Raw genomic sequence first — 13831 nt, 5'->3', positions numbered from 1 at the left:
CTTTTCTTTAGCGTTTATCAATTTTATTTGTAAGCCAATCCCCAAGGAATTGAATTATAAATACAATAATTAAAATGAATACAGTAGAAACTAATATGACATCATTTTGATTCCTAGTAAATCCTGTTAAGTATGCTAAGTTACCTAAACCACCTGCCCCGATTACACCTGCTATGGCAGTTGAACCAACTAAAGCAATAGCGGTTACAGTAATACCTGAGACTAAAGCTGGCATCGCTTCAGGAAGTAGTACTTTGCGTACAACAGTCCATGTGTTAGCTCCCATTGACCAAGCCGCTTCAATTACACCTTTATCAATTTCTTTAAATGCAATTTCTACTAAACGAGCATAGAATGGAGCTGCACCAATTATAAGTGCAGGTAATGCTCCTGTCGGTCCACTAATAGTACCTAAGATGACACTCGTAAATGGTATGAGTAATAAAATTAAAATAATGAACGGAATGGCTCTAAATAAGTTCACTATAAATGAGACAATTGTATAGAAAATTCGAGCTGCTGGTGAATGACTCTTCGCAGATAGGAAAAGTAACACACCTAAAATCAAACCAAATATAAAGGCGAAAATAGTAGAAACAATTGTCATATACAGCGTTTCTAAAATAGCTTGCCATACATCTGGCCATTGAACATTAGGCATTGTAAACATTTCATGAAAAATTTCGCCATAAGACTTACCCATGTCTCAACACCTCCACATTCACATGTTGCTCATGAAGATCATTTTTAAAATGTTCAAAGCTATCATTATTAATGTGTGGAATATGAATCACTAAGAATCCTATAGAACCATTTCTAGTATTCTTGATGTCAGCTTCCAGAATATTAACGTCAATATTATGTGTTTTCGTGATATACGAAACAATAGGTTCAGTTGCATTATCACCAGTAAAGTTCAATCTCACTATGTAAGAATCACTCGCTAATGGTTCTAATTCATCTAAAGAATCTTCAAAATCATCATTTAAATCGTCTTTAACAAAGCGTTTTGTAACCGCGTGTTGAGGACTCTCAAACACTTCACTTACTTTACCTTGCTCTATTACTTTACCGCTTTCCATTACAGCAACTTCATCACATATACGTCTAATTACGTGCATTTCATGAGTAATTAAAACGATAGTAAGATTTTGCTGTTCTCTTACTTTAAGTAATAGGTCCAAAATTTCGTCAGTTGTTTGAGGGTCTAAAGCACTTGTAGCTTCATCACAAAGTAAAACATCAGGATCATTTGCTAATGCTCTAGCAATACCTACTCTTTGTTTTTGTCCCCCAGATAACTCTGATGGATAAGCACTTTCTCGTCCTTTCAAACCTACCAATTCTACTAATTCGAGTGCTTTTTGCTTCGCTTTACCACTTGGGACTCCTGCGATTTCAAGTGGAAATGTGATATTTTTTAAAACGGTTCTTGACCATAATAAGTTGAAATGTTGGAAAATCATACTTACTTTTTGTCGTTTTTTTCGTAGCTCTGATTTAGATAATTTACTAATATTGTCCCCGTCAATTATTACATCTCCTGAAGTTGGAGATTCCAAGTTGTTGAACATTCTAATTAGTGTACTTTTACCAGCACCAGAGAAACCAATAACGCCAAAAATTGAGCCTGATTCAATATTTAAATCAACGTGATCAACTGCAAGAACATCTTTGTTCTTAGTATGATATCGTTTAACTATTTGATTTAACTCAATCACGTTAATAGCCTCCTTAAATTGCATATATAAATTAAAAAATGCTTTCTCAACTTATAGAGAGTTGAGAAAGCATTCTAAAAATCTTCTTTCTCTCATCTTCTAAAGTTGAACTTTATGTGAATTGGCACCATTTCTATATCAGACGGTTGCCGGGCTTCATAGGGCACATCCCTCCACCTCTCTCGATAAGAGTTGTCGCATCATTTAATTTGTATTAATCCTACCATCGTACTAGAGTTTCGTCAATAATTATTTTAAATTTTCTAACAAATAAGGAACTGATTGAAATGCATAGATTCTATTTTCTTCTTTGTCCTTATTCATTACCAATAGAACAGGAACTGACATTATTTCTTTTTCTTTACTAAAATCCGGATGAAAATTTAAATCTACCTTCTTAATAGGCAGCTGTAATATATCATTAGCAATATCTAACATTCTTTCTGAGACTTTACATGTCCCACACATAGGTGTATATCCAAAAATAAGATGTTTATCTTCATTATAGTTTTCTGTTATATCTTCGAGATCGATTGTACTACTCATTAACTAAAACTAACCTTTCAGTGTTTAAATTAGGCATTAGATTCTTCTCTTTTCGCACTGCGAATCCGTATCTATTTAAAACATTAGCTAAATAGTTTTTAGGACATTTAGCTACTTCACAATATGTTTTATCAACATATATATGTTCACTTTCGCTTAAATATCGCTTAAACCATTTTCTAATTTTTTCTCCTTCATCATCAGAATCTGCAAGAACATAAACTTGTTTGCCATAAAGTGATTCTATCATATCATCGATTTTATCTATACTCATGGTCCCATGGGTACAAATAATACTTACTGGTTCTGCAATAACTTGTTGCACTCGTTTCTTATCCGACTTACCTTCAACAATGATAACTTTATTCACAATAGTCATGTCAATCCACCTTCTAAGAGTCGATAGTTAACTGTCACTTACATCATTCACAGAATCCTCAAAAACTAAACATTTTTAGAAACACTTAGCATTTTTAATGCTTAGTGTTTCTTATGCATGAGCTTTAGCTCAGGCGTTCCTTTTCTTCACTTATCACTTTAGTGGTTAGTGTTTCTTATGCATGAGCGTCAGTTCAGACGTTCCTCTTTTCCACTTAGCATTTTTAATGCTAAGTGTTTCTAAGGTAATCTAAAAAAACTCCTTGATTATATTAATCGAGGAGTTTAAACATACTATTCACCAATCATCTCAGAATATTGCTCTGCTGATAATAATTGATCTAATTGACTTTGATCACTAATCTCTACTTTTACCATCCATGCTTTTTCATATGGTGATTCGTTAACAAATTCAGGACTATCTTCTAATTCGTCGTTAACTTCGACGATTTTACCTGAGATAGGCGCATATAATTCTGATACAGTTTTAACTGATTCAACACTACCAAAAGTATCGCCTTCATTTAAATCTTCATCTGTTTCAGGTAATTCAACAAATACGATATCACCTAATTCATTTTGAGCATATTCTGTGATACCAATAGTAGCTACATTATCTTCTACTTTAACCCATTCATGTTCTTTAGAATATTTAAATTCGCTCGGTACTGCCACGAGAATCCCCTCCTAATTATTAATTACATTTTAATGATGCCACACTGATATTGTTCAATCAACTAATATCTAAAAGATTTAATATGATAAAATTCGTGTTTATTTATGTAAAATATCATATTCGCATCATTTCAGTTTTTAATGTTCACTTTTAAAATAAATATTTAAATACTATAACCAAGTATCTTTATACTGATCTTCTTTAAATCCTAAAGTGATTTTTTCTCCAGAGATAGCTAATGGACGTTTTACCAACATTCCATCAGATGCTAATAAATCTAATTTTTCATCATCTGACATGTCTTTAAGTTTATCTTTCAAATTAAGTTCACGATATTTAGCGCCATGAGTGTTAAATAATTTATTTACTTCAACACCTGTTTTTTCAATGATATCTTCAAATTCTTTCTTAGTAGGTGTGTGTTGTACGATATCAATAGGTTCATAGCTCACACCATATTCATTTAAAAATTTAGCGGCTTTCTTACAAGTCGTACAATTTGAATATTGATAAAATTTAATCATTCGTTTGTTACCTCCTTCTCTTTATTAAGACAAATATATCATTTTCTTTAGGAAAACGCTCTACTTTTTAAGCTAATATTTTTATAAAAAAGATATCATTGGTTATAATAAATTTACTAATAGTGAAAAGGAGCATATAACTATGCAAGGTATTCATAAAACAGAAGACTTTAATTCTACAATCAATAGTAAAGAACCAGTTATTATCAAATTCGAAGCAGATTGGTGTCCAGATTGTAAAGCAATGGATATGTGGATTGACCCTATTACAGAAAAATATAATAACTATCATTGGTATGTAGTAGATCGTGATGAGTTAGAAGATGTTACTACTGAAAATGATGTTATGGGTATACCAAGCATCTTAATTTTCCAAAATGGCGAAAAATTAGCGCATTTACATTCGGCTAATGCGAAATCACCAGAACAAGTCGAATCTTTCCTAGATGAAAACTTAAATCAATAAAAATAAAATTAGAGCTTTCTCTACAAATTTAAAGTAGAGAAAGCTCTTTTTTAGGTACTTTGAAAATTAAAATAATTACTCAAACTTAGTGATTAAATTTTTATTTTTACGTTTAGCTTTAGTTGGCTCAACTTCTAAATCCGTTAGATACATGAAACCAGCTAAAATTTCATCATCTTGAATATCTAAAGCTCTACGTACTTTAGGTTCAAAAATATAGTGAGGTGTTTTCCAACATGTGCCAATTCCCGCTTCGTAAAGTAACAACATTAAATTTTGAGCAAATGCTCCAAATGCAAAGTAATTTTCTCTGTTTTGTCTTTGTCTAGGATCATTTTTCAAAATGAGTAATAATAAACCACCTAAATTTGTTACAGCATTATAATGATCTTCTCTTTTTTCGGGATGATCTGGAAATGCAAATCGAGTAATGTCATGACTAAAATCACCTAATTTGTCTTTTGAAACATGAACGACTCTCCAAGGTTCACGCATTCCATGATTTGGAGCGTCGGTAGCTTTTTCGATAGCATCATATAATGCCTTATCGTCAATCACCATATCATGTTTAAATTTCTTAATACTTCTTCTATTAGATATAGCTTCTTGTAATTCCACTTTAATTCGCTCCTTCTACGTTCGTTGATAACAATTATCAATTATAAGTCACAAAACCGTTAAATTCAACTTATTCGTTTATCATTGATAAAATTCAAGCTGTTGTTTCAGAGCTTTAACATGAATTTGACCAGGAGCTTGTGGCTCACCTAAGCAACCGTATGAAATTGATCCCCCAAACACCCCTTGTGCAACACGACTTACTAATCCTAGATGAGACATAGATATTCCGATAACTTTATAAGGTGTATTATCAGAAGTCACACTCATTGCCTCTAATAAATGTAGTACATCTTCTTTATTGTTTGGCATTACTGCAAGTTTTAAATATTGTGGTGCTAATTTTTGCATTTTGTAATATATAAATTTAATCTCTTCTAATGATGGTGTTTCTTCAAAATTATGATGCGATAACACTACGTTTAAATTCTTTTCTTGAGCATCAGTGATTAATTGAGCATATTGGTCTGTATTAATAGCTCCACTCCATTCAATATCAAGTAATTCAAATTGGGCATATTCAATCAATAGCTTAAGAATATCTATATAAGTTGTTTCTTCAACATTTCCTTTACCACCTTGATTAGAGGTACGATAAGTCACTAAAATCTTAAAATCTAAATTCAATCCTCTTAATTGTTGAATCACAGTATCAACATTTTTAATAACGAAGTTCTCCCACTGATCTATTCGTAGTTCTACGATATCTATATAGTCTTTATATTTTATTAATTCATCTAAGCACAATTGCGTTATTGTTTCTTCTGGCGAAATGGTTACTGCAACATCTACTTGCGTCATGATATCCCTCTATTCATAAGAATAATATTAAGATTATTTTATATTAATTTATTCACAACTTACAAATGATGATTGGGAGATTGATTTTTATTTAAAGAATTTAATCATGATTTAAAAAATCTAGCACTGGGTATGGTAAAAATATATAAAGATTTAGGAGGTAATAATAATGGCAGTTCAATATGAAACTAAAGCTACAAACGTTGGTGGACGTAAAGGACATGTGCACACTGACGATAACGCAATAAATGTTGATGTATTACCACCACAACAAGCTGATGGAAATGCTACAAATCCTGAACAATTATTTGCAGCAGGTTACGCTTCATGCTTTAATGGTGCTTTTGATCTTATTTTAAAACAAAACAAAGTACGTGATGCTGAACCAGAAGTTACTCTAACAGTACGTTTAGAGGACGATCCAAATGCTGAGAGTCCTAAATTGAGTGTAGATATTGATGCAAAAGTTAAAAATGTTTTATCTCAAGAAGATGCTGAAAAATATTTACAAGATGCACATGAGTTTTGTCCATATTCAAAAGCAACTCGCGGTAACATTGATGTAAATCTAAATGTAGAAGTTATTGACTAAACATTTTAGTCATTTCAATTAAATATCTAAGTGTTGCTTATAGCTACCAACCTTTGTACAAGAAGTGTTGGTAGCTTTTTTCTTTCTAAACAGTACATTTCTAACAGAAATTTTCAAACTTAAGTTTATTAAAATTTTTTATTAAGATTTAGTAAACATAATTGTATGATTACAATATCTGATAAAATAGTATGTAGTTAAACCCTTTTAAGATATGGATATAGATGAAATTTCAAAATAATATTTTTATAATTTGAATTTCCACATAATTAAATTATCACAAATGCTTTTTGTTAATATAAAACGATTATTGCGTATTTTTAATAATTCTTTTATTATGTATTTGATAAGTATCTTAGTCTAAAGATATTAAATATGTTTTTATTTTCTTTGAACCTGGAGGTCAACATGAAAAATATCCGTGTATTAAATACTGATGATTTAGAATCTTATAAAGAATTAATGTCAAACGGCTATCATAATTATGCTTGGGATCAATATTATTTAGAACATGTTACTGAAGAATGTCTAAACTCTATTCTCTCGGAAGAAACAAAGTATTTAAACGTTTTCGGCGCATTTGATAACAATCATCTTGTTGCAACATGTACGTTAAAGCAAATAAAATTTGTTGGAAAGCGTCATAAAGCCGTTTTAGAGAATAATTTTGTTAAAGATAATGATGAAATTATTAATAGAGAGCTCATTAATCACATAATTGAATTCGCTAAAACGCAAGGTATTGAAATGTTGATGACCACAATCGCTTCAAATAACATAAGCGCTAAAATATTTTTCAGTTCTCTCGGGTTTGAAAATTTAGCCTTTGAAAAAAATGCTAGTAAAATTGGGGATGAATATTTAGATGAGAATTGGCTCATTTACTATACTTCTGACATTCCATCGAATTCTTAAGAAAGTTTATTTAAAACATGCGTAAATGGGGTATGGAAGATACCCTATCTGCGGGCGTATGTTTCCGCTATGATTTAGTTTTTATAAATATACATAAGTGTTAGACATTATTATTTTTAAAAGTTATAATCAGCTTAAATTATCAGAATTTTCAATCTTTAAAGGCTGGTGATCCCTTTTATGAGCGAAGCAGTAATACACGGTTTTCTCTTAGCTATAGGGTTAATCTTACCCTTAGGCGCACAAAATGTTTTCGTTTTTAATCAAGGAGCAAATCAATCTAAGCTAATTAAAGCCTTCCCAGCAGTTATTACAGCAGGAATATGTGATTCTATACTAATTAGCTTAGCAGTTATCGGTGTTTCTTTAGTATTAATGTCACTACCTCTTTTACAAATAGTGATCTACATTATTGGACTTATTTTTCTGCTTTATATGGCATGGACACTTTGGAATGAAACGCCTGATCCTATTAAACAAGAAGGTGGACTATCTACAACAAAACAAATAAGTTTTGCTTTATCTGTCTCTTTGTTAAATCCACATGCAATTATGGATACTATTGGCGTTATAGGTACAAGTGCGTCCGCTTACGAAAGAAATAACAAATTCGCTTTTACTTTAACATGTATATTTGTTTCATGGATTTGGTTTATCTTCTTAGCTTTATTAGGTAAATCAGTGGGAAGAATCGATAAATCAGGTAAATTATTAGTTGTGATAAACAAGTTATCTTGCATTATCATTATAGCTGTTGCAATTTTAATCATTAAAAAATTGTGTCAACTTCTTTTTTAGTACAAATAAGCTCAAGCCCATAATATAGCTATTTAAGGGCTTGAGCTTATTATTTTTAGTTTGTAGGATCAATGATTTCAATGAATTTAAATTGATTATCATCATATTCAAATTTTAAGATATGACAATTACCGATATCATAAGTACTACCCTCTTGATTACCTAACACCTTTCTAATAAATAAACCGATCGTACTACCATGGCTTACTGCCAAAGCTGTTTGATTAGTTTGATTAGCGACGACATCCTCAAGTGTTTCATAAACTCTGGATTCAACCTCAGATTTTGATTCACCACCAAAGGGTACTACATAATCACCATATAAATTCTCAGGCTTTTTAATTGCCTTTAATAACTCAATACTCTCTCCTTCAAATAAACCAAAACCCCATTCTTTAATACCTTTTAATCTTTTATAATTTTGGTTAGGCACTGCATTTTCAAGAGTTTCACAGGCACGTTCTTGTGATGACGATACTATTGTATCAAATGTAATATGATGCTTTTCAAAATAACCTTTAGCAGACTGAGCCTGCCTAACCCCTAATGTTGTTAATGGCGAATCACTCGCACCTTGAATTCTTCCTTTTAAATTAAAAACTGTTTGACCATGTCTCATTAAATATAATGTTTTAGTCATAATAAACACCTCTTCACTACAATGACTTACTTTTACTATTTAGCATTCTATGCAATTTCTATTTCAATATTCATTTAATCACTATGAAAATGAGATGTAAACGACTTCTAATAATATACAAATTTGCTTATCTGCATATTAAATTGTTTTAAATTTGTGAGTATGGGTATAACTTAACATCAGATTTACATTTACTAAAGGAGTGTCTATTATGGATAGTCATAATCAATGCAATTATGTAAATCCTAATTCAGTTTCGTTAGACTGGGAATGTTTTATTATTAGTAAAACTGATATGTTATTAGATGGCGTTCCAAAAGAATTGATTAATGCATGGTTAGACAAAGATCTTATTGAACCTTTTTCTATAAGAAATAACGAAGTTAATTTCAAGACTAAAGATGTATGGGAAGCGCTTAATACTCATAATTGGTATTACTCAAATTAATTTATATAAACTAATTGCTCTATTCGTACTTTCAATTAACTGATGGTCTCTATAGTGATCAAGCACGTATGCACGAATGGCTTTATTGTTTTTTTCTTCACGGGGAAAATGAATATCATCTAAAATATAATTTGCTAAACTACCTAAAGGTGTATCATCATTTATAAAACCTAAAATAAAATCATAAAAAGTCATTCCACCTCAACCCCTTTTCCACTTATTAATAGCTAAGTTATATAGTATTACTCTTTATCATACCAAATTACTCGAGATTGTCTATGTGCAAAATTTTACTTTTGCACTTTTTTTATTATGCTCTTTTAAAATTCATCACATATAATTACATTTAAAATATTTCATAATCTTTATTGGTTTCTTATTTAGTAATCATTTACTCTTAAATACAATTAACTTTTCATGACCTAAATGAGTCCAAAACTCTCACAAAATACTTCATCATTTACAAATTTAGTAAACTTTCTAATTCATTTGTTTTACAATATCTTATGAGTATGAGTAAATTAAAATGTAAATTGTATATAATTAAAAGTAATTGATTTACCTGTGAGTAATTAATGATATTATAGTATGTAAAAGACTTTATGCTATACGTGTCTAATGAGGTGGCCACCTATGAAAATATTTAGTATAAATGTGATTAATATTTTATTGACCATATTATTTATAGCCTTTAATGTGCTTATAACTTATAACGCAAATGTTGATAATCAATTATGGTTGATACCAGGATTATGTATTTGTGGCGTCGCTTTATTCACTAGTCTAATAATAGCTATTATTTACACTGATTTGCTAAGCGAAATTATATTTTTCATAAATATTGTATTAGCACTTTACTATATTTATCCTATTTTTTACGACTTCTTGTAATTAAGTAACACTGAGATAAGGAGGGAATCATTGTGAGTTTGCATTTTCAAATATTGTTATGGCTAGCAATTATATTTATTGTCGCTGGAGCTATTATTTTAACAATTATGCTTAAGACTAAGAAAGAAGAAAGAAAAGAATCTTATTTAGGATTTACTGTAATATTCTTGATTTTTGGATTTGCTATGCTTATATACACACTCATTTTCGGGTTGTAACCTTTTTTAGTAGAGCGATATTAATTACAATTCACCTTTGAGTTCAGTTAGCTCACGCTAATATTGATTTTAGCTAAGTCATTATTTTTGACTTAGCTTTTTTATTTTTGAAAATGAAGTTTATTTTACATATAGAGTCATTTAATATAATAATTAATTTAGTATATTTAATGAAGGAGTTTTCACTATAAATGAAAACTAAATATAAACTTACCATTCTATTTATAACTTTGGTTATAGTACTTTTAATTTTATTTTCAATAAACGTCTTCAATAAAGATAAAGAATCTTATGAAAGCATAGACACTAAAGATTTTAAACTTAAACCGGGCGACATTATCATTACTAAAGGTCCTGTATTATTCGGGTTCTTCGGCCATTCAAGTATAGCCATAGATGAAGATACTGTGCTTCAAATTGAAGGCCCTGGTGATCAACCTATAACTGAATCATTTGAATCATATCAACGGCGTTTCGGTACTGGAAAAGACGATTGGATAAAAGTGTATCGTAGTGTAAAACCAGATGCTGGTCAAAAAGCAGCAAATTGGGTAAAACGTAATTACGAAAATAGTGATAGCCGATATCTCGTTACGCTAAATTTGAAAAGTCAAAAATTCACTTATTGCACTAAAATAATTTATCAAGCTTACAAATACGGTGTAGATAAAAATGCTGTAAGTGATCATGGATTATACATCATTTCACCATATGCATTAAAAGATAATTTTACACATGACTATCGTTTAAAGTTAGTTAAAAATATTAAAAATTAAACCCTCCAGACAATAGTTAAGGTAAATGAATAACCTATTGTTTAAGGAGGGTTTTTATAAAATTAAACTTCTTTAAAATAGTTAACGAATTGCTCATTTCTATCTAAAAGGTCTAAATAAGAAATAGAGCTAAATGGGATAATTCGTGTGCAATTCTTAAGCGGATAGATGATAATCTCATTTTCATAATCGACGTGAATATCATTCTCCAATACGATTTTCTTATTTCCAACGACCACCGCGACTGCTTTAAAACTATCATCATTCAAATATCTTCTTAATAATTCTTTATCCATAACAACATCACATCCCTTTATTATAAAATAGCACATTATTGTTAAGGGAGTGTGAAAACAATCTAATTATTTAATTAATTCATAATATTTTTAGAAAATATCGCTTTAGTTTGGATATCACTTAGAACTTTCACTAAAGATTCTTTCTCATCTTAAATAAATAAAATGGCGATTGATTGATTTCTCCTACAATCGAAAAACCGAATTTTTTATAGACGCTTAGAGCTTTCTTATTATCTTGAACTACTGTTAATGAAATTTTGTCAAAACCATCATTGATAGCAAGACGTTCAGCAAATTTTAATAATTTCGTACCAACGCCCTTACCTCTGGCTTTCGGGAGAGTTGCAAGCATACTCACATGAAATTCATCTTTCTCTCCTTCATCCATTGTAATTAGAGAATATATCTTTTTGAAATTGGATAAAATAATTTTTAATGATTTCAATTTTTTTATTTTGATGATTTCAAGCACAGTTTGAAACATTGATTTTTCTAATTTGACTAATGAGGTACAAGTTATAGCACCTAAAACTTGTCCCTCTTCTTTTGCTACATAAGAAATATCATGACTAAATCGGTTACCCTTCTTTTGCCATAATTGCTGTAACTGTTTATTTAATCGTTCATTCGATGTCTCTCCTAAAATAACTTGTGCCATTTCATCAATGGCTAAATGAGTTAATCTTCCTCCTTCCTTATCACTTGATTGAGCACTTTTAATCTGAATGTCCTCCACTTTATCACCTTCGTAAATTATTTTTAAAATAAAAAATACATTGAATTAACAATAATTGTTTACCCTATTAAAGTAAGTTCAATTATTTTTATATAGAAAATAAAAGATGAAATACTTGTTTATTTAATAAAATCATTGTTATCATTTATGAGTTAAATTATTGAAAACAAAGGAGATATAATGAGCAATAAAGGCAGTCTATATTCAATACTTTATTATTTAGCTATAGCGTTAATTGTCATCACTATCATAGTAGTGGTTTTGATTTTCTATAACACTAGAAAATCAGCTTCTAAACCTTCAAGCGATCGCTATAGTGATTTTGAAGAATTAAAAAAGAATACCACTAAAAACAAGGATTGGAGAATTGTGACGAAACATAGAAAGGATAATAATATTTTACTTACAGCCATTCACGGTGGTGGAATAGAACCAGGTACAACAGAACTTGCAAGACGTGTATCGAACGTAGGTAAATATAACTTTTATTCTTTTGAAGGTTTACGTAAACATAATAATGATCAACTTCACGTGACTTCAACGAATTACGATGAACCGAAATTAATTAATATGTTAGAAAAATCAAATGAGACAATTTCAATTCATGGTTCTTCTGGAGATGACCATATCGTGTATATAGGTGGAAAAGATACTAAAATGGCAAAAGCGATTGCGAAGGCATTACGTAAGAAAGATTTTACCGTTAAAGAGAGTCCGAAAGAAATTAATGCGCAATCTGATGATAATTTTGTAAATAAAAATGATACAGATTCAGGAGTACAACTCGAATTGACCACTGCACAGCGCGAGGAATTTTTCAAACATCATAAATTAGACAAAACAACGCGAGGTAATCCTAAAAAATATACAAGAGATTTTTATAAGTTTGCGAACGCTGTAGAAAAAGGTATAAAAAAAGCAAAATAAACTCAAATGACCTTCTACCTACACATAAAATTTTTATTAAAAATCATTCTTTTCAGCGTTTCTACAAGTACGTATCTAGGGTATAAAGTGATATGTATTTTGTGTGGAGGGATTAATTTATGGACGAATTAACTAAAGAACAAAAATATACAGTCGCAAAGTTTTATAAATTATATATGGAACGTTCAAATGAAGGATTATCTGAAGAACAATCTAACGACTTCAAAGATTCTATAACTACTCAAGATGATTATTTCTGTGACCGTGAATATGAAGATTTTATTCATAACTGTAAAGTACTTATAGAAGAGGGCTATCTTGAAGGTGATATTAAAGATCAAACGATTTATAATATTAAATTAACTACCAAAGCTTTTACAGAAATTGAAAAAAGCTTTGGTTAGTATTTTTAGTAAGGTGATTTTTAATGGATAATTGGAAAATTGATAATCATTCAAATCGCAAATTTTTAATTCAAAAAAATGAGGGTGAATTATCAATTGTAGAACCATTAGATAATGGTGCATTTAAAATACTTGCTGAAATTAACTTATCTAATGAAAATGATGTAAATATTTATGACAGTCATTTATATGTTTCAGTAAGCCTAGAACAAGAAGAAATTTGTATATTTGATAACAACAATACGTAATCTTTAAAAATTGCGATAATTCTATATTTAATGAATTATCAATTTATGTTAACAGAACTTTAATAATTATTTTATTATTGTCAAACTAATAAAATAGCCATAAATATAGTTTTATGGTACTCTATATGTGTTGCACTCTGTGAGTGTTTAACATTACTTCTTGTTGTCGCCGTACAGACTTTAATTTTCGTCATTATTAAAGCGCTGTA

At 30.0% G+C, this 13831-nt stretch carries 23 protein-coding genes and 1 riboswitch; of the genes, 11 read left to right on the top strand and 12 right to left on the bottom strand.

The window, feature by feature from the left end:
- Positions 1-7 precede the first annotated feature (7 nt).
- The 6 genes from AC3WQX_RS01495 to AC3WQX_RS01470 form a co-directional block, all read right to left on the bottom strand.
- The gene (locus tag AC3WQX_RS01495; RefSeq protein ID WP_002433122.1) at positions 8-703 is read right to left on the bottom strand and encodes a methionine ABC transporter permease; all 696 of its coding nucleotides are present in this window, start codon (positions 701-703) and stop codon (positions 8-10) included.
- On the bottom strand, positions 696-1721 hold the full coding sequence (locus tag AC3WQX_RS01490; protein WP_023350629.1) for a methionine ABC transporter ATP-binding protein: 1026 nt from the start codon (positions 1719-1721) through the stop codon (positions 696-698). Before AC3WQX_RS01490 ends, AC3WQX_RS01495 begins: the two co-directional genes overlap by 8 nt.
- 89 nt (positions 1722-1810) lie before the next feature.
- A riboswitch (SAM riboswitch) is annotated at positions 1811-1913 on the bottom strand.
- Between the two features lie 57 nt (positions 1914-1970).
- A complete protein-coding gene (locus tag AC3WQX_RS01485) occupies positions 1971-2267 on the bottom strand; it encodes a thioredoxin family protein (RefSeq protein ID WP_002433313.1) in 297 nt (98 codons plus the stop codon).
- A complete protein-coding gene (locus AC3WQX_RS01480) occupies positions 2260-2646 on the bottom strand; it encodes a toprim domain-containing protein (RefSeq protein ID WP_002452796.1) in 387 nt (128 codons plus the stop codon). The genes AC3WQX_RS01485 and AC3WQX_RS01480 overlap by 8 nt, the downstream gene beginning before the upstream one ends.
- 293 nt (positions 2647-2939) lie before the next feature.
- Complete coding sequence (gcvH, locus tag AC3WQX_RS01475; RefSeq protein ID WP_002433083.1) at positions 2940-3320, bottom strand: glycine cleavage system protein GcvH; 381 nt, start codon at positions 3318-3320, stop codon at positions 2940-2942.
- A gap of 171 nt (positions 3321-3491) precedes the next feature.
- Positions 3492-3845 (bottom strand): arsenate reductase family protein, encoded by a 354-nt coding sequence (locus AC3WQX_RS01470; RefSeq protein ID WP_002433128.1) that lies wholly within the window; start codon positions 3843-3845, stop codon positions 3492-3494.
- 142 nt (positions 3846-3987) lie between these two features.
- On the opposite strand from AC3WQX_RS01470, the gene AC3WQX_RS01465 reads away from it, so the two are divergent.
- Complete coding sequence (locus AC3WQX_RS01465; protein WP_002433224.1) at positions 3988-4311, top strand: thioredoxin family protein; 324 nt, start codon at positions 3988-3990, stop codon at positions 4309-4311.
- Between the two features lie 75 nt (positions 4312-4386).
- Here the strand turns inward: AC3WQX_RS01465 and AC3WQX_RS01460 are convergent, their stop codons facing one another.
- Together AC3WQX_RS01460 and aroD are read right to left on the bottom strand one after the other, a co-directional pair.
- A complete protein-coding gene (locus AC3WQX_RS01460; RefSeq protein ID WP_002433309.1) occupies positions 4387-4929 on the bottom strand; it encodes a nitroreductase family protein in 543 nt (180 codons plus the stop codon).
- Positions 4930-5010: 81 nt separating this feature from the next.
- Positions 5011-5730, bottom strand: coding sequence for a type I 3-dehydroquinate dehydratase (gene aroD / locus AC3WQX_RS01455; RefSeq protein ID WP_023350630.1), 720 nt, complete (start codon positions 5728-5730; stop codon positions 5011-5013).
- Between the two features lie 169 nt (positions 5731-5899).
- Between aroD and AC3WQX_RS01450 the strand changes: the two genes are divergently transcribed.
- The 3 genes from AC3WQX_RS01450 to AC3WQX_RS01440 all read left to right on the top strand — a co-directional run bounded on the left by AC3WQX_RS01450 (position 5900) and on the right by AC3WQX_RS01440 (position 8035).
- Entirely contained in the window at positions 5900-6322 is a 423-nt protein-coding gene (locus tag AC3WQX_RS01450; protein ID WP_023350631.1) for an organic hydroperoxide resistance protein, read from the top strand.
- A 408-nt stretch (positions 6323-6730) separates the two neighbouring features.
- Positions 6731-7237, top strand: a complete 507-nt coding sequence (locus tag AC3WQX_RS01445; protein WP_002433370.1) for a GNAT family N-acetyltransferase — start codon at positions 6731-6733, stop codon at positions 7235-7237.
- Between the two features lie 180 nt (positions 7238-7417).
- Entirely contained in the window at positions 7418-8035 is a 618-nt protein-coding gene (locus tag AC3WQX_RS01440) for a LysE/ArgO family amino acid transporter (protein ID WP_023350632.1), read from the top strand.
- 55 nt (positions 8036-8090) lie between these two features.
- Here the strand turns inward: AC3WQX_RS01440 and AC3WQX_RS01435 are convergent, their stop codons facing one another.
- Complete coding sequence (locus tag AC3WQX_RS01435; protein WP_023350633.1) at positions 8091-8675, bottom strand: histidine phosphatase family protein; 585 nt, start codon at positions 8673-8675, stop codon at positions 8091-8093.
- 211 nt (positions 8676-8886) lie between these two features.
- On the opposite strand from AC3WQX_RS01435, the gene AC3WQX_RS01430 reads away from it, so the two are divergent.
- Positions 8887-9123: a hypothetical protein gene (locus tag AC3WQX_RS01430; protein ID WP_002433110.1), complete on the top strand. Its 237-nt coding sequence runs from the start codon at positions 8887-8889 to the stop codon at positions 9121-9123.
- On the opposite strand, the gene AC3WQX_RS01425 is transcribed toward AC3WQX_RS01430, so the two are convergent.
- A complete protein-coding gene (locus AC3WQX_RS01425; protein ID WP_002432976.1) occupies positions 9115-9318 on the bottom strand; it encodes a sterile alpha motif-like domain-containing protein in 204 nt (67 codons plus the stop codon). The genes AC3WQX_RS01430 and AC3WQX_RS01425 overlap by 9 nt on opposite strands.
- 438 nt (positions 9319-9756) lie before the next feature.
- On the opposite strand from AC3WQX_RS01425, the gene tsaA reads away from it, so the two are divergent.
- The 3 genes from tsaA to lnsA all read left to right on the top strand — a co-directional run bounded on the left by tsaA (position 9757) and on the right by lnsA (position 11008).
- The gene (tsaA, locus tag AC3WQX_RS01420; RefSeq protein WP_023350634.1) at positions 9757-10014 is read left to right on the top strand and encodes a type II toxin-antitoxin system antitoxin TsaA; all 258 of its coding nucleotides are present in this window, start codon (positions 9757-9759) and stop codon (positions 10012-10014) included.
- Between the two features lie 32 nt (positions 10015-10046).
- A complete protein-coding gene (gene tsaT / locus AC3WQX_RS01415) occupies positions 10047-10232 on the top strand; it encodes a type II toxin-antitoxin system toxin TsaT (RefSeq protein ID WP_002433387.1) in 186 nt (61 codons plus the stop codon).
- Positions 10233-10423: 191 nt separating this feature from the next.
- Positions 10424-11008 carry a lipoprotein N-acylation protein LnsA gene (lnsA, locus tag AC3WQX_RS01410; protein ID WP_023350635.1) on the top strand — a complete coding sequence of 195 codons (585 nt, stop codon included), beginning with the start codon at positions 10424-10426 and terminating at the stop codon, positions 11006-11008.
- A 62-nt stretch (positions 11009-11070) separates the two neighbouring features.
- Here the strand turns inward: lnsA and AC3WQX_RS01405 are convergent, their stop codons facing one another.
- Positions 11071-11304, bottom strand: a complete 234-nt coding sequence (locus AC3WQX_RS01405; protein WP_002433190.1) for a hypothetical protein — start codon at positions 11302-11304, stop codon at positions 11071-11073.
- Between the two features lie 133 nt (positions 11305-11437).
- Complete coding sequence (locus AC3WQX_RS01400) at positions 11438-12043, bottom strand: GNAT family N-acetyltransferase (protein ID WP_023350636.1); 606 nt, start codon at positions 12041-12043, stop codon at positions 11438-11440.
- A 180-nt stretch (positions 12044-12223) separates the two neighbouring features.
- On the opposite strand from AC3WQX_RS01400, the gene AC3WQX_RS01395 reads away from it, so the two are divergent.
- The 3 genes from AC3WQX_RS01395 to AC3WQX_RS01385 all read left to right on the top strand — a co-directional run bounded on the left by AC3WQX_RS01395 (position 12224) and on the right by AC3WQX_RS01385 (position 13622).
- Positions 12224-12970, top strand: a complete 747-nt coding sequence (locus AC3WQX_RS01395; RefSeq protein WP_492739719.1) for a poly-gamma-glutamate hydrolase family protein — start codon at positions 12224-12226, stop codon at positions 12968-12970.
- 119 nt (positions 12971-13089) lie between these two features.
- Positions 13090-13374 carry a hypothetical protein gene (locus AC3WQX_RS01390; RefSeq protein ID WP_023350638.1) on the top strand — a complete coding sequence of 95 codons (285 nt, stop codon included), beginning with the start codon at positions 13090-13092 and terminating at the stop codon, positions 13372-13374.
- A 23-nt stretch (positions 13375-13397) separates the two neighbouring features.
- A complete protein-coding gene (locus tag AC3WQX_RS01385; protein ID WP_002433282.1) occupies positions 13398-13622 on the top strand; it encodes a hypothetical protein in 225 nt (74 codons plus the stop codon).
- The last annotated feature ends 209 nt before the right edge of the window (positions 13623-13831 follow it).

This window comes from Staphylococcus sp. FW104-15G4D (genome assembly GCF_058790135.1).
This window is presented reverse-complemented; position numbering and strand designations above follow the sequence as displayed.